Origin of the sequence: Glutamicibacter soli, from assembly GCF_052322135.1 — a bacterium.
Lineage (GTDB): Bacteria > Actinomycetota > Actinomycetes > Actinomycetales > Micrococcaceae > Glutamicibacter > Glutamicibacter soli.
Map to the genome: position 1 here is coordinate 3,071,997 of NZ_CM125969.1, position 20,334 is coordinate 3,092,330.

Genomic DNA, 20,334 nt, shown 5'->3' on the forward strand with positions numbered 1-20,334 from the left:
CTTAGACGGTGATCTTCGAGTCGGCCGGAGCGGTCAGGGTAGCCACGCCGTCGTAGGACTCGTCGTAGGAGGTTCCGTCGAGTTCCGCGAGAATGCGGGCCGCGTTGCGGCGGCCCATGCGTACTGCGCCGTCAACGTGCTGGTAGCCTTCGCCGGCCAGGTCCGAGGAGGAGAAGTAGATCGGGCCGACGTTCTCGTTCTGGCTCGGGCCGAAGCGGTACAGGCCGCCCAAATCGTAGCTGGTGGCGTAGGCGCCACGGGTCCACTCTTCGGAGCCGAAGTCGGAGAGGTAGAAGACCTTCGGATCCAGGGTCTTCTCGCCCAGGAACTCGGCCATGGCCTTCAGGATGGCTTCCTTGCGCTCGGCGTCGGTGTCCATGGCCCAGATCTTGTCGGCTTCCAGATCCGAAATGAAGCCGACGAGGGTGCCGGTGGATTCGCCGTCGAAGGTGTTGTCGTAGATTTCCTGGACCAGGTGGTTCGGGCCGAAGCAGGTGCCGGACAGGCCCTCTTCACGCCAGAACGGGGTGTCATAGACCGCGTGCACCTTGATGACCAGGCCCATGGACTGGTGCTGGTGGGTGACGTGCTGCCAGCGAGGCAGCGGCGGGAAGTAGCTGATGCGGTTGTACAGGTTCGGCGGAACTGCCAGCACGGCCTTCTGGGCCTTAACGGTGACGTCGGCACCGTGGGCCACCACGCCGTCTTCGGACCATTCGAGCTTGAGCACCGGGTTCTCCAGGAACAGGGTGTCTTCCGGCAGACGGCCGGCCACGGCGATGGACACGCCCTGCATGGAGGTCTTCATGCGGCGGTCCAGGATGAAGTCTTCGTCGACCAGGTTGTCGAAGGAGCCTGCGGAGGAGGCCATGAGCACTGCCTGCAGCGCGGAGAAGGTGTGGGCCGGCTTGGTCAGCATGCCGCCTGCGATGAACAGGCCGATGTTGTTGCACGCCACCTCGTCGGAGGAGTTCTCGCGCAGGAAGTGGTGGAAGGAGATCTTGTCCAGCTCCTCGGCCTGCGGGTGCTCCCACGGCTTGTCCGGGTTCATGCCGGCGGCCAGCTCGTTCATGATCGAGATGAGCTTGTTCATCTCGGCCACGGTGGCTTCGCCGACCGGGAAGTCCTCGCCTTCGTAGATGATGGCTTCGCCGGCCTCGGTGCGGTAGACGCTCTTGCCCTGCTTGTAGCGCTCGAAGGTCTCGATGCCCAGTTCCTCGATCAGCGAGTACAGGCCGGTCTGGTCCGGGCTGATCCACTGGCCGCCGATCTCGATGGTGGCGCCGTCCATGGTGTCGGTCCAGGTGCGGCCGCCCACGCGGTCGCGTGCTTCGAGCACCGCTACGGACTTACCGGCCTTGACCAGCTCGTAGGCGGCGGTCAGGCCGGAAGGACCTGCACCAATGACAACGACATCGCGTTCGAGATGTTTCATGACTGCTCTCCTAGAACAATAAAATGAATTCAGTTCATTTATCTTTCCTATAGCATAGGGTACGAACACGATCTTGTGAAGTAACCCACGTCAGCTAGGGGATCATCAATGAGCGAAGAGGCGCCTCGCCGTGCGGGCAGACCGCGCAGAGCCGTGCTCACCCGGGAACGCATCACCAGCCACGCGCTGGAGCTGGCTTCTGCAGACGGCTACGAGGCCCTGACGATGCAGCGCCTGGCCAAATCCCTGGGCGTTGCCGCCTCGGCCCTGTACAACCACGTGTCCTCTAAGCACGACCTGCTGCAGTGGGTCCAGGAACTGGTGATGACCGACGTGGACACCTCGGTCTTCGACACCCTGGAGATCTCCGAGGCGCTGGTTGAATGGGCCACGAGCTACCGGAATGTCTTCGCCCAGCACATTCCCCTGGTTCCGGTCATTGCGGTGCTCCCGGTGTCCGATTCCCCGCGCACCTTGAAGATGTATGAACGGGTCGCCGAGGCTTTGCGCGACTACGGGTTGAAGGACGAGGCAATCATCCCCACCATCGTGGCGCTGGAATCATTCATTTTCGGCTCGGCCATGGATACCGCCGCCCCGCACGACATCTTCGACGCGCGGGACCACAAGGATGCCACCCCGAACTTCACCCAAGCAGTGTCCGATCAGCGTGCCACCGGGCGGAACACCAGCGACGACTCGTTCCAGCGCGGCCTGCAGGCCATGGTCGCAGGCCTCCTGGCGGCAGGGAGCAAAAAATGACTCAAGCCCACGACGCCGACGGGCCGCAGAAGAAGTCATGGCTGGCACGTATCACCGGCAAGCAGTGGACCTCGGTGGCGCTGGTCATCGTGGCCTTGGTGTTCATCTTGCAGAACCTGAATATCGTGCGCGTCGAATTCTTCCTGTTCCACACCGCCGCTCCGTTGTGGGCGATCCTGCTCATCACGCTGGCGGCAGGCTATGTGATCGGAAGATTCTCCAAGCGCCGGGACTAGTCGTCCAGGATCGCCCACTCCCCGACTTCCTCGTTGTCGGAGTCGAAGACGTCTTCCTGGGCTCCGGGAACGAGCGGATACATGGTGATCTTGGTGGACCAGTCACGCAGAATCTTCTGCAGCTCCTCCAACGGCTTCAGCTGCATGTTCTCGGTGTCGAAGTTGACTTCCAAAACAAAGCGCATGGTGCACTCCCATCCCTCGCGTTGCGGCAATCCTATGCCCTGATTCGCTGAAATACGAGACTTGACAAGGGCTGGACAATGACTGACCCGCAATGGGTGAAATCTGCACGTTAATGGCAGAAGCGGGGCCCCAAAGGGACCCCGCTTCGCACGGTGAAAGTTATCCGATTACTGCATCGTGGTCATCGTCGCGATGGAGTCAAAGGCTTCGGGGCCGCCGACCTTGTACAGGGCCAGCAGCAGGCCGCCGAAGACGGTGCCCATGATCGCGCTGAAGCCCAACGAGATCTTGGCCAGCGAGCGGACCTCGTCACGGCTGATGGCGCTTTCGTTGTTCAGGTACCGGGCTGCGCCGGCGCTGATGCTTGCCGCCGGGGTTGCAGGCTTCTCCGTTGCGGACTGGGCCTGCGCCGATGCAGTCTGGGAGATGGCAGGGGCTACTGCCGGTGCCGCCATCAGGATGTTCGATGCGGTGTCGATCTCTCCGCCACGCAGGTAGGCGACGGTCGAACGGTGCTTGCGGTCCTGGCGGAGCTTGACAATGTTCGAGCCATGTCGTGCCAACAGAATATCTTCGCCAAGTGGGATCGTGCCCATCGATAACCGCTCTCCTAAGTAAATTCAAACACCGTACTTCCAGTAAACCCCACGAATTTTCGCTACCTGTTAAATACTTGTCTATTTGTTCACAAACACACATGCCCCTGTGATGCAAACGGCATGATTTCAGCGTTAAACGCGCCTACGTCACACCTGGGTGGGCCTCCGGGCGGCGTTCAGCCGCCTGTGGGAACCCGTTCAATCGGGCAGCTGGCCGAAGGCTTCGGTATCCGAAATCGGGCCGAGCACCAGGATGCGGTCACCGGGCTTGAGCACCGTCTGGGCATCGGCATGCTGCCAGCGGCCCTCGTCATTGGTGCGGGCCGCCACTGTTACCCCGTAGTGCTTGCGCAGGTTGCTGTCGCCGAGTTTCAGCCCCTGCAGCACCTTCGGCGTCGTCATTTTCACCATGGCGAATCCACGATCGATTTCGAGGTAGTCCATCATCGATCCGCGCACCAGGTGGGCTACCCTTCGGCCCATGTCCTTCTCCGGGTAGATGATGTGGTGCACGCCGAGCTGTTCGAGAATCAGGCCGTGCTGGTCATCCAGCGCCTTGGCCCAGACATGGGGAATGTCCATGCTCAACAGCTTTGAACAGGTGAGGATCGACGCCTGGAGGTGGTTTCCGATGGCCACCACAACCCTGTCGAATTCGTTGAGCGAGAGCTGTTCAAGAGCTTCGCGCTTGGTGGCGTCGGCCCGGACCACTTGGGTGAGTTCCCCGTTGAGGGACTGGACGATATCTTCGTCCAGGTCGATTCCCAGCACGCTGGTTCCCGAGCTCATCAGCTCCAGAGCCAGCGAAGCTCCGAAACGTCCCAAGCCGATGACTGCGACGGAATTTGCATGGGCAATTTTCTTGGCCGCACCGCGGCCGCCGGAGAAGTTAACCAATTGCTGGCCTTTCCTTAGGAAGTTCGAATACTGCTTTCTTGTCGCGCAGGGCAAGCGCCGATCCGAGCGACAGGACGCCGACGCGTCCCAGGTACATCAGCGCGATCAGCACCGCTTCGCCGGTCGCGGGCAGCTCGGGGGTGATGCCGGTCGACAGCCCCACCGTGGCGAACGCCGAGGTCGCTTCGAACAGGCATTCATCCAGGGTGAATTCGGTGATCACCAGCAACGCCATAGTTCCGGTGAAGACCGCGGCCACCGCGACGAGCGCCACCGTGATCGCTTGGCGGTGCACCGAGCGGGACAGCCGCTTGCCGAAGATGTTCACTGCGGCTTCCCCGCGAAGTTCGGTGAGGATGATGAAGAACAGGACCGCGAAGGTCGTGATCTTGATGCCGCCACCGGTGCCTGCCGGGCCAGCGCCGATGAACATGAGCAGATCCATGCCCAGCCAGGTGGCCGAATGCATGTCCCCGATATTGATCGAGTTGAACCCTGCGGTACGCGTCTGCACGGATTGGAAGAATCCTGCCAGCAGCTTGTCCTGGACGGACATGGGCCCCAATGTGTCCGGGTTGGCCCACTCCATGGCGGTGATGAATACGGTGCCCAACAGCAGCAAGGCAACGGTGCCTACCAGAACGATCTTCGTATTCATGGACCATTTCAGCCTGTTCCGCGCGTATCGGCGGATCTGCAGGATGACGGGGAATCCCAGGCCGCCGAGGATGATCGCCGCGGCAATAGGAATGCAGATCCACGGGTCGGATGCGAACCCCACCAAGTTGTCGGAAAAGAGTGCGAATCCTGCATTGTTGAAAGCGGAGATCGCGTGGAACCCTCCGTAGGCCAGACCTTCCCCGAACGAATAGCCGTACCCGAGGATGAATCGGGCAGCCAGCAGCACCGCGATGATGCCCTCGATCGTGAACGTCACCTTCACGATCGACAGGGCGGCGTTCTTCACGTTTGGGCCTTCGACGGCCTTGGCCTCGGTCTGCGCAGTGATTTTTGCGCGCAGGCTGAGTTTTCCCAAGATGCTCAGCGAGAACAGGGACGCGACGAGCATGATGCCCAGACCGCCGGCCTGGATCAAGGCGATGATCACGATTTTCCCGAAAACGCTGAAGTGCGTCGCGGTATCGAGCACCGCGAGGCCCGTGACGCAGACTGCTGAAGTTGCGGTGAACAGCGCATCGATGAAAGGCGTCCACTGCCCGGTGGAAGAGGAAAGAGGGGACGCGAGAAGCAACCCGCCGGTCAGGATCGTGATGGCGAATCCCGTAGCCACCGTGCGGGCCGGCCGCGCCACCACGGTTGATCCGGAAACATGAAAACGGTGCTTTCGCTGGAGTTTGCTCATAGAATCCGAATTCGTAGTGCCTGCCGTCTACATGTTGTAGAAAAGCCTTACGAATGGAAAACAGTACACCTGCTTCACCGGCTTGCCAAGAGGGCAATTTTCCCGCGGCCGATCCCCCGCTGTCTGGTGGGTGACCAGCGACAACGAGGTAGCTCGGGCATCCCCGCGTGCGCGGATTCGTTGGTGCCGAGGGCATTTGTTTCGGCGTTAACGGACAGGGCGCAAAAAAGCGGAGGCAGGATCCTGCCTCCGCTTTTCATTCGGATCGTAATCCGAAGCCGCTATGCGGTTTTGATGTTCCGATGCTTGCGCGCGCGCTTGGCCGCGCGGATCTGCACCGTCAATTCATTGTTCGTCATGTCATCGGGTGATGCGATGTCGTAGTCATGCGCCTGCTTGAGCAGACCCTGACGAATTTCCGCGTGATGGTTGCGGTTGTATTTGCGCACCATGACGACCGTTACGATTGCCAGCACCGCCAGGGTGACCAGGGCAGTGAGCATTGTGGTTTCCACGTTCATTGTCTTCTCGACCCCCTTTGTCTTCAAGTTGAGGATTCCGCAGCCCGCGATCCCAGCTAGGAGCTGTGTTCAATTCAAACTTCCCGGACGCTTCATTCTCCTGTACAGAGGAACAACAAGTTTAGCAGATTTATTCGAATTACTGAATTGGGGTATCGAATCGACGCGTAATTGTCACTCGGTTCCGCCGCTTGGATCCGCTAGAACTCGCCGGTACCATGGCTGTGCTCGAAGACCAGCGACGTCTGCGTGGTCGCCACGGCTGGATTGGCTGACAAGTTGTCCAGTACGAACTGGCGTACATCTGACGAGTTGCGCACGGCCACGTGCAGCACGAAGTCGTCAGCGCCGCCCAGGAAGAAAAGCTGGCGCACCCCGGGTTTGTCGCGCATCTGCGTGGCGAAATTCGCCATCAGGTGGCGGGCTCCCGGGCGGATGCGCACGAAGATCAGGGCTTCGAGCTCCCTGCCGAGCACCTGCGGGTCCACCTCGATGGTGAACCGGGAAATCACTCCGGAATCGCGCAGGGCGTTGAGCCGTGCCAGGCACGTCGATGCAGCGATGCCCAGCTCTTCGGCCAGCGAATTATTCGTCCGCCGGGAGTTCTTGGAGAGCAGCTCCAGCAGCTTGCGGTCTAGTTCATCAAGCTGCGCCGTGGGGCCGCCCGAGGCGTTGGTTCCATTGAGCATCGTTTGCACACCTGCTTTCAATGAGTCGTGGTGCTTCCATTGATCTTACGGAGGGCCGCTGCCGGCGTTACTGCGGCGGGATATTGTCCGGGGCGTCGTGCGCTATGCGGCGCTTGCGCATCCGGAGAATGACTACGGCGGCCAGCGCGATCACCAGCGCCCCGCCGACGAGCCACGGCCAGTCCAGGGCCAACCACGCATAGAATACCGCCAAGCCGATCGTGGTGTAGAGCAGCGCCCAGGCCATGGCGCCCACCGCCACCGCCGGCAGGTAACGGCGCACTGGCATCCGGCTGACGCCTGCCGACGTATTCACCGCGGACTGGATGCCCACCGTCAGGAAGCTCAGTGGAACCGCCAGCATGCCCCACCGGGCGATGAAGCGCTGGGCGCGCTGGTAGGCCCGACCATGCAGGTGCCGCTCAAACCTCGTATGCTCCACGCCCTTGGCGATGCCGCGACCGACCCAATAGGTGGCATTCCCGCGGGCGAACGCCAGGCAGAAGAAGAATACGAAGGTGATGGCAAATGGTGCGTCGTTGGTGAGCCATGAGATGGTTTCGGACATGCTTACGGAACGCTCTTGATCTGGCGGACCAGCGCTGCGCCGACCAGGCTGATCACGGCCGAAATGAGGAACAGGGTCGGGTAGCCGCCGAACCAGGTCACCGACAGCCAGGCCACCAGCGGTGCAACCACCTGCGGCAGCGAGTTGGCAATGTTGATCATGCCCAGGTCCTTGCCGCGCGAATCGGCGTGCGGCAGCACCTGGGTCAGCAGAGCGAAGTCGACGGCCAGGTAGGCGCCGAACCCAATGCCCAGCAGCACCGCGGCGATGACGGCGGTCGTGAAGTTGGAGGCGAAGGCCAGCACCCCGGCGGCAAGGGCCACGATGACCGAGGAAATGATCACGAATTTCTTTCGCTTGCCGTCGCGGTCGGAGATCTTTCCGGAGATCACCGAGGAGAAGATCACGCAGAATGCGTAGATAGCGGTCAGCACCAGCACGCCCTGGGCCGGGTCCGGATGGCCCAGCTGGTCCTGCAGGAAGAACAAAAGGTACACCAGGCACAACTGGCAGCCGAGATACAGCATGAAACGGGTCAGCCACGCCCAGCCGAAGTCCTTGTGCTTGACCGGGTTGATCCAGAAGCTCTTGAGGAATTCGCCCGCTTTCAGCGCCGGCAGCGCACCCTTGGGCAGCGGAACATCCTGGCGCATCATGACGTACGGGATGGAGCACAGCGCCACTGCCACCGCGACGATGGCATAGCCGAAGACCAGATCCTGCGCGGCATACATGCCGATGACCGCGCCGATCAGCGAACCGCAGGTCTGGCCCAGCGCCACCAGGCCGCCCACCATGCCGCGCTGCTCCACCGGGACCTTGTCCGGAATGGCAGCGAAGATCGCGGCCAGCGCGGCATTGCCGGCCGCCTGCATCAGCGCCCAGCCAAGCACCAGCAGGCTCACCGTCTGGGCCGTGGACATCAGCAACAGCGAGAGCGCGCCGGCGAGCGTGCCGAAGAAGACCCATGGGATGCGCCGGCCGAACTTCGAGGTGCTGCGGTCGCTCAGCGCTCCGAACAGCGGATTGGCCACCAGCGAGACGGCCGCGCCCACGCCGGTGACCAGCGAGAGGATCGCATTCTTCTGGCTGGCATCCAGCTGCTGGGCATGCAGTCCCAGCAGCACCTGGATGGGCGCGAAGAAACCGACGTTGATGCCGATATGCACGATCACCAGGGCAGTGATCCAGGCGGCGCCTACGCGCCGGGTGGGAACCTGCAATGCGGCAGGGATGCTTCCCGGGGCTCCAGGGCTCATGGGGCGGGTCGTCCTAACTCGCGGGGACCGATCTGCGGGTCCTCAAGCTGTTCAATGCCGGGGGTGATGCCGCGGGTGATCAGCTTGCGCACTGCCTTGGACATCAGTCCCCCATCGATCATGGAGGCCGCCACCAGCGTGCCGGATTCGTCCAGGCCGAATACCGTCTGGATCTTGCCGCGGCGGCTGTACCGCTTCACGACGCTGGCAACCTTGGAGAAGTCCCCCACGGTTTCCACGTGGGCATCGTGGCGGTCGGACCAGAACCACGGGACCGACCGGCCGGGCGCCGGGGTGCCGAGAATGGTGGAGGCGGCAATGGCCGCGTCCTCCATCGCTGCTTCCCAGTGCACCGCACGGGGGCGCCCTGCTTCGCGGGCCGCGTCGCCCAGGGCCAGCACCTGCCGATGGCTTGTCGAGCGCTGTCCGGCATCGACCAGGATTCCGTTCTCCACGTCCAGGCCTGAGCGTTCGGCGAGCGCGGTATCCGCTTCGACGCCGATGGCCGAGACAATGATGTCCGCGTCGTGGCGCTCGCCGGAGACGATAGCGTAGCCGGGGCCCAGCTCGGTCACCGTGCCGGTGATCGTGGTGACGCCGTGGGACTGGTGCTCCGCATGCAGCTGCTCGGCCAGATCCTCGCCCAGCACGTGCGCCAGCGGGGCGTTGGAGCTGGAGACCAGAGTGACCTGGGCACCGAACATCCGGGCGGTGGAGGCGAATTCGGCGCCGACCAGGCCTGCCCCGATGACCAGCACACGCTGGCCGAACATCCCGTCTTCCAGCTCGCGGGCCAGATGCTGGGCGTCGGCCGCGGTGTGCAGGCTGCGCGCGAATTCCGCGCCGGGCACGTCCAGGGTGCGCGGGATGGTGCCAGTGGCCAAGACTACCCAGTCGTCCTCGGCCGTCGGCACCTGCAGTTCCGTGATTTCTTCCTGGACCAGGTTGATACGGTTCTCGCGGTACCAGGAGACCGGCGCGAAGGGCTCGACTTGCAGGGCCTTGCTCAACGGCGGTCGGTCGTAGGGAAGCCCCTGCGTATCGCTGATGCTGATGGTTCCCGCATAGTTCCGGCTGACCAGTTCACGGGCCAGGGTGTAGCCGGCGACTCCTGCCCCGATGATGTGTACGGAGGACATCTAGATGTCGAGCTCCAGGTTGCCGTCCACCACGTTGACCTTATAGGTGCGGGCGTCCTTGGTGGCTGGCATGCACAGCACCTTGCCGGTGCGCAGGTCGAAGCTGGAGGAGTGCAACGGGCACTCTACTTCGCAGCCGTCGATCCAGCCTTCGGAGAGCGACGCGACTTCGTGGGTGCATTCGTCCTGCAGCGCATAGAAGTTACCGTCTTCGGCGTGGAACACCGCGATGTCCTCGATGGCTCCACTGTCTTTTGCCTCTACCAGCAACGCTTCGCCTTCTGGCAACTGGTCTGCTGGACCGACACGGTAACTCACAATGACTCCTTTGGTGCGCAAATAGTTCTGAACCTATCTTGTCACCTAATTAGGCGATGCACATATTAGCGGTGTCACCTCCAAGCCCTCTGGATGGTTCAAACAGAAGAAATCATGGATCTCAGCGGATGGTTCGCCGTCAGCCCGCCCATCAGCCGGATGCCGTCCAGCCCGTTGCCGGCCGGTTCGACCAGCCGCGCTCCGGGAACCAGCGAGGCCAGCTCTGCCGTGAAGGCCGAGCGTACCCGGGCACCGGCGAATACTCCTCCGAGGCAGGCAACACTTGCCTGCGAGGCATCGGCTTGGCCTGTCCGGCGCAATGCGGCGGCCGCCGAATGGGCCAGCTCTTTGCCCGCGAGATCGCAGATCAGGGCAGCGACCGGATCGGTCTGGGCGTAGCGGGAGACTTCCTTCCCGAAGGAGGCCACCACGGCGATCTTGTCGGGCGCGGCCTGGAGCTGGATGTAGGCTTCTTCTAGCTCCGGCCAACGTTCTTGGACCGGGCCGGTCAACGCTGTCTGCGGTCCGCGGCCATCGTGCGCGCGCATCACCGCGGATAATGCCTGCTGCCCCATCCAGTAGGCGCTGCCGGCATCCCCCATGATGTTGCCCCAGCCGTCCACGCGGGCCGTGTTGTTGGTTCCGACGGCGAGGGTGACCACGCCGGTTCCGGCGGCAACGACCGCCCCGGGCCGGTCTCCCAGCGCGCCCAGATAACTGGAAACTGAGTCATGGGCAAGGTTGAGACCCGAGGCCACGCCTGGCTGCAGCATCGCCCTGAGCGCCCCGGCGTCATGCTCGGCCTTGGTCAGCCCGGTGGTGCCGATGGAAACGACGTCGAATCCGGTACCGCGGATACTTGCTGCGTGCCCGATAGCGGCCGCCAACTGCGGCAGTACCGGCAGATGCGTCTGGACCCCAGGCAGGCGACGTTCCGCGACGTAGCCCTTGTCGATAATCCTGAGTTTTATTTCGGTTTGACCGCCGTCGACCGCCAGTTGCGTGTGGAACATGATGATTAGATCTCCCTGTCGTCATTCATAGGCTATGTTCAACCTGCGGATCGATTCCCCGTGACATGCGGCCGTGATGACGGACGGTTTTTCAGCCTGGTCGGAGTTCTGGGCCTCAATGGCTCCGTGGAAAACCCGGCAATTGGCGAAAAAACAGAATCGGCCGAATGCAATTTACGAATGGCGCGCGATTAGTTCTTTGAGCGAATTGTGCCCAATCACGTCATGGAACCGCAAAAAATCTTAGAATAGAAAACATGCAAGAAGAACAGCTGATGCAAAAGGTGGAAGACGAATTCACCGCCCTGTTGTTTCGTGCGCGCCAGATGCTGGTTCGCCGCGCCAAAATCATCCATCCTGAACTCCAGGACCAGGGTTACCGGCTTCTCGCAGTCGTCATCCGCGAAGACGCCCAGCAGCAGGGTGTGCTCGCCGAAAAGCTCCGCCTCGACAAGGCCACAGTGTCGCGGTTAGTGCAGCACCTGCAGTCCATCGGGCTGGTCTCCCGGGTTCCGGATCCGCGGGACGGCCGGGCTCAGCTGGTCTCCGCCACCGATGAGGCCCGCGAGAAATGGAGTTCCAGTGGCGACATGCTGCGCCAGCAATTACGAAACCACCTCAGCGACTGGAACCACGACGATCTGGAAGAATTCGGCATTCTCATGCACCGGCTCAACTCGACCTTTGACGACATCGTGTAGGCGCTCCGGACCCTGAACACGCGAAAGGCGGATTTCTGATCAAATTTTTTGATCAGAAATCCGCCTTTCGCTGTACAGCAGCAAAACGACCTACTGCATCAAAGCCAGGAAGTCATCCGCGCTCAGCACCGAGGACTGTGCCGCATCCGTCTGCTCGCCCAGTACGTCGTTGAATAGTGCTGTCTTTTTTGCCTGCAGGGCCAGCACCTTGGATTCGATGGTGTCCTTGGCAACCAGCCTGTAGACGTACACCGGCTTGGTCTGGCCGATGCGGTGCGCACGGTCGATGGCCTGCGCTTCGGCCGCCGGGTTCCACCAGGGATCCAGCAAGATGCAGTAGTCGGCGGTGGTCAGATTGATGCCGAAGCCGCCGGACTTCAGCGATATGAAGAAGACCGGGAATTGCCCGTCGGTGAACCCGTCAATCATGTCCTTGCGATTGGGACCGCTGGTCGCGCCGTCCAGGTAACCGTGGTCGATTCCGAGTTCCACCGCAATGTCTTTCGCCTTGCCCAAGAAGCTGGTGAACTGGCTGAAGACCAAGATCTTGTGCCCCTCGGCGACTGCGTCCGCCATGAGCTCGCGCAACATCTCCAACTTGGCGCTGGGAGCATTTCCCTCATCAACCAGGGAAGGGTCAAGCGCCAGTTGCCGGAGCAGGGTCAATGACTGCAGGATCTTGAACCGGTTGGAATCCACGTCATCCACCAGTCCCAGCACTTCCTGGCGCACCCGCTGGAAACGGCGGTCATAGGCCTTGCGGTGCGCCGGTTCCAGCTCGACTTCCAGTACTTGCTCGGTCTTGGCGGGAAGCTCCGGGACTACCTGTTCCTTGGTACGGCGCAGCACAAACGGGCGCAACCTCTTCTTCAGCCGTTCCAGCCGTTCCGAGTCGCCGTCGGAAATCTGCTTCTGGTAGTTGTCCTTGAATGCCTTCTGGCCGCCAAGCAGACCGGGCGCAGCCAGCGAGACCAGGGCCCACAGCTCCATCAGGTTATTCTCCATCGGGGTACCGGTCACCACCAGCTTGCACGGAACCGACAGCTGGCGCGTCTGCTTGTATCCCTTGGACGTGTGGTTCTTCAGCTGCTGCGCCTCATCGAGAATCAGCACGGAGAACCCTGCCTCCTCGAATTCTTCGAATGACAACCGGAAAATGGCGTAGCTGGTGACCACCAGTTGGGCATCGCCGATTTGCTCGACAATGCTCTTCCCTGCCTTTTTGGCCGTGGAGGTGATGGACTGGACCCGCATCTGCGGGGTGAAACGATGCGCTTCGTTAACCCAGTTGCCAACAACAGAGGTCGGAGCGATCACCAGGAACTTCTGCTCCGGGTTCTCGGTGCGGGCCTGTTCGAGGCCTGCCAGCAGCTGGACGGTCTTACCCAGGCCCATGTCGTCCGCCAGCACCCCGCCCAGCGAATGCGTGCGCAGGAAGTTCAGCCAGGCGGCGCCTTGCTCCTGGTACGGTCGCAGTTGCGCCGTGAACGAGTCGGGGAGGTCGATCTTCTCCAGCTGCGCGCCATTGGTCAGTTCAGACATGGTCTGGAACCACTGGTTTTCCTGGGCTTCGATGATGCCCAAGTCCACCAATTCCTGCCACCAGTCGATGCTCAAGCGGTGGATTCGGATGCTGTTGCCGGACACGGTGCCCAGTTCCCCGGCTTCCTGGACCAGCTGGCGCAGCTGGTGGAATTCCGGTCCGTCAATCGGAATCACCGTCATGTCCTCAAGGACCAGATACTCGTCCCCCATGGTCAGTGCGGAAAGCAGTTCGGCGAACGGCACCTTCAGCCCGTTGATGGACACCTCGACGGCCAGATCGAACCAGTCTCCGGTGCTCTCCCCCGCTTCGATGCTCACCGTGGCCGGTTCGGAATTCAGTGAATAGCTCGGCAACTGCTCGTGGCCGGTGATGAGGATATCCGGGTGTTCCTCAAGCAACGGAAGGAGGTACATGACGAATTCAATGGCTTGGCTCTTGGAGAGTTCTTGTTCTGGGAAGACACCGTTCTTGGTCGTCTGGCCCAGTGGTTGGTCCCCGCCGAGCTTGTCGTTCACCGAGCTGATGATCTCGCGTTCAACCGACTTCTGGCGTGGCGATTTGGGCGGATATTTCCACGCAAAGCTCATGGTCAAACCAGTGCCAGTTTCAGTCAGCTGAAGCTGGAGCACCGGGCGTGCCGGCTGGGGAACCCTGTAGCTGGCATCTTCGCTGCGCACCGGTGCCACCTGCCGAAGGGAGTTCAGGTACCCACTTTCGAAGTCCTCGATGTCTTTGGTCGGAACCATCATTGCGCCGGCGCTGATGAGATCCCTCAGCTCCGGCCCTACCGCGTCTTCCAGCGGTGCCAGTGAAAGATTTTTCGCCTTGTCCAGCGGTTTGTCGGCAAAGGCAATCATGGACGGCGGGTTGCCCAATGCCAAGACGTTATCCGTTTCGCCGTTCGGACCGCGGAAAATGCCTTCAATGGTCAGGCCGCTGTCGTTTCGCCGCAAGTCGAGAAAGGCTGAACCGGAAAGATCCGCAAAAGACACCTCGCTGCGGTTGCTGGCGTTGCCGTTGACAATGTGAATTCCGGTTTCATGGATCAGGTCGAAGGCTTCGCGCAGGTCTTTTCCGGGCAAGTTGTTCAGGATGATCCAGTCGGTCGCATCCCAGACATGGCCATATTGGTCATGCTGGGATCGTTCGTTGAGCATGACCAATTCGTTGGCGGCGCGGCGCTGCTCCTTGGCGAACCTGTCGTCAAATGGCAGCTTACGCCAAGATACTCCGGTCTGGACCCAGGGGCTGCGGGTTCCCCTGCGGGCCGGACGCGCGTTGAGGTTCAAGGTCGGCCGGCCAAATCGAGTGGCGGGGATGACTTTGAGGATCAGTCCCAGTGGTTCCTCTTCAAGGTCGTTTTCGTGCTCAGCACCGGCAGGCACCTGCGGAAGCAGCCGCTTCAGGGTCCGTTCCCATTGCGGGGCCTGCGGAGCTTTCCAGGTGTCTTCTGCCCTGACTACATCCGAAACTGCGAAGCCGCCGCTGCCGATCTGGGTTGCTTCCACGAGCAACGCTGCGACATCCGCGCAGGAATATTCTTCCGGATGCGCATCGCAACGGCTGCTGAAGCTGATGCTCGTGCCCTCGATGGAAAGCTGGACCACGACGAAGGCCCGGAGAACCCAGCCGGAAACGATCGAACGACCGGGCATCTGCCGACGGTCTGAAATGGTCACCTGCCCGGAATTGGCCATCAGCCACCCTTGGCTGTACTCGCCTTCGGTGACCAGGGTTTGAGCGGCGACGGGGGTCAGCTGGTATTCCATGCTCACAACTTCTCGGGTAGGAGGCCGCGCCGTAACTGCGCGGAGTTCGTGATCAATTCTATCGACGCAATGGACAGTTCTTCCTGTGACGAAACATGAAGAAAGCTATTTACCAACCACGAAGAAACCCGGTAGAAAAGTAACTACTGAATCACGAGTTCCAATCACACAAGCCCTGGCTGGTTGGACGGCAACCCTATTCGCGTCATTGTGCGGGGTGCTCCAGGTGATGATTCGACGGATCTGAAAGACAGGTTCGTAAGCGATGGCGCCCCTTTGCGCCAGAAAGGGGATTATTTCCTCATGTCTACCGCAGCTTCCACCCTTTCCGTTGCCGAAGATCGTTCAGCCCGCCTACAGCAGGCCGGCACCGGCTGGGGAGAACGCATCTCCGCTGCTCCGGACAGCGCCAAACTGACCTTCACCGTTCAGGGCGAGGGCTTCGGCTCGGTGGCCAGCAACATCGTTTCGGGCCAACACACCTTTACCGTCGACGAGCCAGCTGCTCTGGGCGGCGACGATCTGGCAGCGAGCCCGGTCGAATACGCGCTGGGCGCATTGATCTCCTGCCAGGTCGTTGTCTACCGTCTTTATGCAGAGCAGCTGAACATCCAGGTCGACGACGTGAAGATCGTGGCCAACGGAAACCTGGACGTGCGCGGCCTGTTCGGCATCGACAAGTCGATCCGCCCCGGCTTCACCTCGGTGGATCTCGATGTGCAGATCACCGGCCCGGAAACCGCTGAGCGCTACGACGAATTGCGCCAGGCAGTCGACGCCCACTGCCCGGTTCTGGATCTGTTCGCCAATCCGGTGCCGGTGAGCACAAAGATCTCGCTGGTTTCCAACAACTAGCTGATCAGCATGGCGTTGCCCGCTTCACGGGCGACGCCATGCTTTACACAGAGCCTTGTTTCCACGGCGTGGCACTCATAGGCTGACTGCGAAGGCTAAGGACCGGAAGAAGCTGCCATGTCTGCGCCGAAAATTGTCCAGTGGGACCCAAGGATCCCGAGGCGTCTCGGCAGTGTTGCGACCGGAGAGCAGAACCGCACGGCCATGAAGCAAAACGCCATCGAGATCGGCGGCTACATCCCGCTGAGGGACTGGTGCTGTGCTGGGGAAACGCGTCAACGGATCTGACCACCTGTCTGATGAATGAGTGGGTCTACGACCGCAAGATGACCGATGAAGGAACTGGTCAGCCTGCTGAGCAATTGGACAGTAAGCGAACTAACCACAATTACGACCAGACTCGGCATCCCTGCGAGTCTGCTTCACGCCTGGTCGATGCCGTTTCCGACGGATACTGTGCTCCCCTGCACCGCTAGTTTCCGACCGGCTGGTCGCTATAAAGGATGTAGAGATTTCTAGGGTACGTATTCCTGCCGGCAAACGTGTGAGCACCATGGGGGCGTCGGCCAACCGCGACGAAAGCGCTTTCGGAGATCCCGACGACATCCTCCTCGACCGGCATCCCAGCCTGAACTCGCTTTACGGGGCAGGGATCCACAACTGCCCCGGTGCGCCCCTGGCACGGCTGGAACTGCGGGTATTGATCGAAGAACTGATCTTGCGCGTCCACCGGCTGGTGTCCATCGAGAACGATCCGCCGGTCCGCGCCCACTTCCCCGGCAGTGGATTCAGCAAGCTTCCGCTGATCATCTGGTAGTTGGTCGCCAATTTGTCGGAAGAACCGGATAGATTCTAGTCAACAATTAGCTCATCGCACCGGGGAGTCCTGACCTAATGACCGACTACCGCTCTTTCGACCGCACACAACTGATTTCCCGCTACGGCCAGTTGACGTCACCCGAGCAGGCTTGGGCCTGCATGGATATGACTCGTCAGAAACTAATCGACATGATTCACCAGCATGAGCCATTCGAGGAACAGCTTAGGCCCCATTTCCCACCAAACGCGCTGCTGAACCGCCAGCGCAACGAAATCGGTGCCGAGATGCCCTTCACGCTGGGATCCGAAAAGAAGTTGTACTTCTGCTGGGAGCCTGACGCGATCGGTGCCGCAGCCTACCTCGATGTGTCCAGGATGGATCAACGCGTCTGGAATATCGGGGAAGAAATTTCGGCAGGCACCATGGTACTTACCGTCCTTGCCACGACGCCGCCGTTGGTTATGGCATTGGAAACTGTGAAATCATTAGAAGGGCGAACCTACGATGTCCGCCGTGAGGCAACATTCGCCCAGCCGATTTCGTTGCTGGACCTCGAACAGCTGTGCGATTCCGGGCTGCCTCGATCTTCGCAGGCGCTCAATCCCCAGCTCGCGGAGCGCGTTCTCAACGCGTTGACCGGGCTCGTTGAAAATCCGCGCCCGTTGTACCTCGATGCGGGAGCCTGCGGGGTCGATAGCGAGTCGGAAGCTACAGCCACGGTGCATGCCTTGGCCCTCGCGCAGCGACATGATTCAGAAACCGACTACTGCGACGGCTGCCAGACTAATATCAAGGGCAGGAGTACGGTTCACTTCTTCCGCGATCGTCATGTCGATCTGCATTGGGACATCCAGGACCATGTTGATGACGCAGCGTTGCTATGCGCCGATTGCCACCGGCTGATGCACGCACCCACGCTCAAGCATCTCCAGAGAATGCTCGTTGCCTGCCCGGGCTGCGGAGCCCGGAATCCGAAGGAATATTTCTGGGGTATGCCGGCCTTCCCGCCTGATGAAGAGGAATACGTCGTTGGCGGCTGCGCCATTCCGAACCCTCCGGTGCCGAGGTATTCCTGCCGCAACTGCGAACTGAGCTTCGGTGAGCATCCCCATTGGGTGTCGGAACGATTGGCCGACTGATTCCTAGTCTTGCCCAGTGACATGCAGACGCAAAAAGCCGAGGCCTTCAATCCATTCTTGGATCGAAGGCCTCGGCTTTGGTCTTGCTATCGGGTTTGCGAGTAGAACCAGTTGATGTGTTCTTCGAGCAGCTGGGCCGCGCGCTCGCGCTGGTCCGTGGCGAACGCGTGGTGGATCGCCTTGTGCTGGCGGCGCAGCGTGCGCACGATCGGCTGCCAGGACTCGTCATCCGGGATCGACGCGGCCACGTAGTCGCTGATCGAGTTGCGCAGCGACTCCATCATGGATTCGACCACCGCATTGCCTGCCGTGGAAGCCAGCAGCACGTGGAACTCCGCATCGATGCGGTGGAACTCGTCGCGCGAAAGCTGCGGGTCGTCCATGCGCATGATCAGCACGGCGGTGCGGTCCAGGACCTGCTGCGCGTACACGGTGTCCCGCGGGTGCATCTGCGCGGCCCAGGTTTCCAGCAGGATGCGTGATTCCACGATCTCGCGCACATTGATCCCCTTGGCCGCCACGTGCAGTCGCAGCGCCTGGGAGATCCCGGCCGACGGCTCGGAAATGATCACCGCGCCGGAGTTCGGGCCCGAACCGGTAGAGGTCCGCACGATCCCCATCACGTCGAGGATGCGGATCGCGTCGCGCACCGAAGCGCGGGAGATACCGTGCTGCTCGGCCAGGGCCCTCTCACCGGGGAGTTGGTCCCCCAGTGTGAGGACTCCTGACCGCAGGTCGTTCTCAATTGCGGTGAGAACTACTTGGTAGGCACGTGGAGCTGGATTTACTGACATCTAGACCCAATTTTAGCCCGGATTCGGGCTACGGCAGCATCCAGGAGAGGACCGGGGTGGACTGCAGGTAAACCAGCACGCACAGCACCATCAGCATGCCCACGGACCAGCCGGCAACCTTCTTCAGGATGACCGACTCCTGGCCTTCCATCTTCACCGCGGTGGCGGCGATGGCCAGGTTCTGCGGGGAGATCAGCTTGCCGACCACGCCGCCGGAAGTATTAGCGGCCACCAGCAGGGTCGGATCGATGCCGGCGTTCATGCCGGCGGTCTGCTGCAGCTTGGCGAACAGCGCGTTGGCCGAGGTGTCCGAACCGGTCACCGCGGTGCCGATCCAGCCCAGGATTGGCGACAGGAAGGCGAAGAACGCTCCGGTGCCGGCAAGCCAGGTGCCCACGGTGATGGTCTGGCCGGACAGGTTCATCACGTAGGCCAGGCCCAGCACCGACAGGATGGTCAGCGCGGCGTAGCGCATGTTGTAGACGGTGTGCCAGACTTCGGCCATGCCGCGGCCGAAGGTCATCTTGTACTTGCCGCCGCCGTCGTTCATCGAGTAGACCAGCGCCACGATGGTGCCGGTGATCAGCAGCAGGGTGCCCGGGGAGGACAGCCAGGAGAAGTTGTAGATGGTGGAGGACACTGCCTCGCCGTTGGCGTTGACCACAGCTCCATGCAGTCCCGGCCAGCCGAACTTAATGTCGGTGCTGGCAAGCCATGCGGGAATGTCCACGCCCAGCTTCCAGAGCTTGGCCACGCCGAAGATCAGGATGACCAGCAGGTAGGGGAACAGCGCCATCCAGGTGTTGGAAGGGTTCAGCTTCTTGCCGTGCTCGATCGGCAGCGCGGCGGCCTCGGCGGTCAGGATGCGGCCGCGGGCCTCGCCGGCGCCCTTAGGGGTCCAGAAGCGAAGCAGGATCACGGCGGCGGCCAGGCCGACCAGCGAGGCGACGATGTCGGTCAGCTCGTAGGAGAAGTAGGTGGCGCACAGCCACTGGGCCACGGCGAAGGAGAAACCGATGAACAAGGTGGCCGGCAGGGTCTGGCGCATGCCGCGCCAGCCGTCGATGACCAGAACCAGGATGGAAGGAACGAACAGTGCCAGGATTGGCGACTGGTGGCCCACCACGGCGCCGATCTCGGCTGACGGGATGCCGGTCAGCGCACCGGCGGTGGTGATCGGGATGGCCACGGCGCCGAAGGCGACCGGGGCGGTGTTGGCGATCAGCACGGCGCAGGCGGCGCGCAGCGGGGACAGGCCCAGGGCCAGCAGCATGGTGGCGGTGATGGCCACGGGGGCGCCGAATCCGGCCAGCGCTTCAAGCAGGCCGCCGAAGCAGAAGGCGATCAGCACTGCCTGGATGCGGACATCGCCGCCGCCAATTACGTCGAAGACGCGGCGCAGGTCGTCGAAGCGCCCTGAGACCACAGTGACCTGGTAGAGGAAGATCGCCATGACGACGATCCAGACGATCGGGAAGGCACCGAACACCATGCCCATGACGCCGGAGTTCAGCGCCATGCCCACCGGCATATGCCAACCGAAGATGGCAACCAGGATTGCGACGGCCAACGAGCCGAGACCCGCCACGTGGGCCTTGGTTTTAATAACCGCAAGGAGGATGAAAAATGTCAGCAATGGCACGAGAGCGACCAGAGCCGAGATGGCAACGCTGCCAGCTATGGGATCTGTTGTGGGGGTAAACACGGTGTGGGCGTCCTTACTTG

General features: G+C 61.6%; 21 protein-coding genes and 1 riboswitch. Of the genes, 6 read left to right on the forward strand and 15 right to left on the reverse strand.

The window, feature by feature from the left end; all coding sequences use genetic code 11:
• Position 1 precedes the first annotated feature (1 nt).
• Positions 2–1,435, reverse strand: a complete 1,434-nt coding sequence (locus ACTX90_RS14570; RefSeq protein WP_113606970.1) for a flavin monoamine oxidase family protein — start codon at positions 1,433–1,435, stop codon at positions 2–4.
• A 108-nt stretch (positions 1,436–1,543) separates the two neighbouring features.
• On the opposite strand from ACTX90_RS14570, the gene ACTX90_RS14575 reads away from it, so the two are divergent.
• Together ACTX90_RS14575 and ACTX90_RS14580 are read left to right on the forward strand one after the other, a co-directional pair.
• Positions 1,544–2,197 (forward strand): TetR/AcrR family transcriptional regulator, encoded by a 654-nt coding sequence (locus tag ACTX90_RS14575; RefSeq protein WP_082344834.1) that lies wholly within the window; start codon positions 1,544–1,546, stop codon positions 2,195–2,197.
• Positions 2,194–2,433 carry a LapA family protein gene (locus ACTX90_RS14580; protein WP_047120070.1) on the forward strand — a complete coding sequence of 80 codons (240 nt, stop codon included), beginning with the start codon at positions 2,194–2,196 and terminating at the stop codon, positions 2,431–2,433. Before ACTX90_RS14575 ends, ACTX90_RS14580 begins: the two co-directional genes overlap by 4 nt.
• Here the strand turns inward: ACTX90_RS14580 and ACTX90_RS14585 are convergent.
• The 11 genes from ACTX90_RS14585 to ACTX90_RS14635 all read right to left on the reverse strand — a co-directional run bounded on the left by ACTX90_RS14585 (position 2,430) and on the right by ACTX90_RS14635 (position 10,985).
• Positions 2,430–2,618: a hypothetical protein gene (locus ACTX90_RS14585; RefSeq protein ID WP_047120071.1), complete on the reverse strand. Its 189-nt coding sequence runs from the start codon at positions 2,616–2,618 to the stop codon at positions 2,430–2,432. The two genes, ACTX90_RS14580 and ACTX90_RS14585, sit on opposite strands and share 4 nt — an antisense overlap.
• 168 nt (positions 2,619–2,786) lie before the next feature.
• Positions 2,787–3,215, reverse strand: a complete 429-nt coding sequence (locus ACTX90_RS14590; RefSeq protein WP_113606972.1) for a hypothetical protein — start codon at positions 3,213–3,215, stop codon at positions 2,787–2,789.
• A gap of 201 nt (positions 3,216–3,416) precedes the next feature.
• On the reverse strand, positions 3,417–4,115 hold the full coding sequence (locus tag ACTX90_RS14595) for a potassium channel family protein (RefSeq protein WP_244910840.1): 699 nt from the start codon (positions 4,113–4,115) through the stop codon (positions 3,417–3,419).
• On the reverse strand, positions 4,108–5,478 hold the full coding sequence (locus tag ACTX90_RS14600) for a TrkH family potassium uptake protein (protein WP_113606973.1): 1,371 nt from the start codon (positions 5,476–5,478) through the stop codon (positions 4,108–4,110). Before ACTX90_RS14600 ends, ACTX90_RS14595 begins: the two co-directional genes overlap by 8 nt.
• A gap of 281 nt (positions 5,479–5,759) precedes the next feature.
• Positions 5,760–5,993, reverse strand: coding sequence for a hypothetical protein (locus ACTX90_RS14605; RefSeq protein WP_152666887.1), 234 nt, complete (start codon positions 5,991–5,993; stop codon positions 5,760–5,762).
• A 206-nt stretch (positions 5,994–6,199) separates the two neighbouring features.
• Entirely contained in the window at positions 6,200–6,688 is a 489-nt protein-coding gene (locus ACTX90_RS14610; RefSeq protein ID WP_047120075.1) for an Lrp/AsnC family transcriptional regulator, read from the reverse strand.
• A gap of 67 nt (positions 6,689–6,755) precedes the next feature.
• A complete protein-coding gene (locus tag ACTX90_RS14615; RefSeq protein WP_113606974.1) occupies positions 6,756–7,256 on the reverse strand; it encodes a DedA family protein in 501 nt (166 codons plus the stop codon).
• Positions 7,257–7,258: 2 nt separating this feature from the next.
• Complete coding sequence (locus ACTX90_RS14620) at positions 7,259–8,515, reverse strand: MFS transporter (protein ID WP_113606975.1); 1,257 nt, start codon at positions 8,513–8,515, stop codon at positions 7,259–7,261.
• Positions 8,512–9,654: an NAD(P)/FAD-dependent oxidoreductase gene (locus ACTX90_RS14625; RefSeq protein WP_113606976.1), complete on the reverse strand. Its 1,143-nt coding sequence runs from the start codon at positions 9,652–9,654 to the stop codon at positions 8,512–8,514. Before ACTX90_RS14625 ends, ACTX90_RS14620 begins: the two co-directional genes overlap by 4 nt.
• Positions 9,655–9,972, reverse strand: a complete 318-nt coding sequence (locus tag ACTX90_RS14630) for a bifunctional 3-phenylpropionate/cinnamic acid dioxygenase ferredoxin subunit (protein ID WP_047120077.1) — start codon at positions 9,970–9,972, stop codon at positions 9,655–9,657.
• Between the two features lie 98 nt (positions 9,973–10,070).
• The gene (locus ACTX90_RS14635) at positions 10,071–10,985 is read right to left on the reverse strand and encodes an N-acetylglucosamine kinase (RefSeq protein WP_047120078.1); all 915 of its coding nucleotides are present in this window, start codon (positions 10,983–10,985) and stop codon (positions 10,071–10,073) included.
• 257 nt (positions 10,986–11,242) lie between these two features.
• Between ACTX90_RS14635 and ACTX90_RS14640 the strand changes: the two genes are divergently transcribed.
• Positions 11,243–11,686 (forward strand): MarR family winged helix-turn-helix transcriptional regulator, encoded by a 444-nt coding sequence (locus tag ACTX90_RS14640; RefSeq protein ID WP_047120079.1) that lies wholly within the window; start codon positions 11,243–11,245, stop codon positions 11,684–11,686.
• A gap of 90 nt (positions 11,687–11,776) precedes the next feature.
• On the opposite strand, the gene ACTX90_RS14645 is transcribed toward ACTX90_RS14640, so the two are convergent.
• Complete coding sequence (locus ACTX90_RS14645) at positions 11,777–15,001, reverse strand: DEAD/DEAH box helicase (RefSeq protein ID WP_443442293.1); 3,225 nt, start codon at positions 14,999–15,001, stop codon at positions 11,777–11,779.
• A gap of 149 nt (positions 15,002–15,150) precedes the next feature.
• Positions 15,151–15,272, forward strand: a riboswitch (SAM riboswitch).
• 32 nt (positions 15,273–15,304) lie between these two features.
• On the opposite strand from ACTX90_RS14645, the gene ACTX90_RS14650 reads away from it, so the two are divergent.
• From ACTX90_RS14650 to ACTX90_RS14660, 3 genes are all read left to right on the forward strand, one after another.
• Positions 15,305–15,856, forward strand: coding sequence for an OsmC family protein (locus ACTX90_RS14650; RefSeq protein WP_113606978.1), 552 nt, complete (start codon positions 15,305–15,307; stop codon positions 15,854–15,856).
• 544 nt (positions 15,857–16,400) lie between these two features.
• A complete protein-coding gene (locus ACTX90_RS14655; RefSeq protein ID WP_231735896.1) occupies positions 16,401–16,673 on the forward strand; it encodes a cytochrome P450 family protein in 273 nt (90 codons plus the stop codon).
• Positions 16,674–16,750: 77 nt separating this feature from the next.
• Positions 16,751–17,815, forward strand: coding sequence for a hypothetical protein (locus ACTX90_RS14660; protein ID WP_113606980.1), 1,065 nt, complete (start codon positions 16,751–16,753; stop codon positions 17,813–17,815).
• Positions 17,816–17,901: 86 nt separating this feature from the next.
• Here the strand turns inward: ACTX90_RS14660 and ACTX90_RS14665 are convergent, their stop codons facing one another.
• Together ACTX90_RS14665 and ACTX90_RS14670 are read right to left on the reverse strand one after the other, a co-directional pair.
• Positions 17,902–18,609 carry a FadR/GntR family transcriptional regulator gene (locus ACTX90_RS14665; protein WP_047120081.1) on the reverse strand — a complete coding sequence of 236 codons (708 nt, stop codon included), beginning with the start codon at positions 18,607–18,609 and terminating at the stop codon, positions 17,902–17,904.
• 28 nt (positions 18,610–18,637) lie between these two features.
• Positions 18,638–20,314: an L-lactate permease gene (locus tag ACTX90_RS14670; RefSeq protein WP_113606981.1), complete on the reverse strand. Its 1,677-nt coding sequence runs from the start codon at positions 20,312–20,314 to the stop codon at positions 18,638–18,640.
• Between the last annotated feature and the right edge of the window lie 20 nt (positions 20,315–20,334).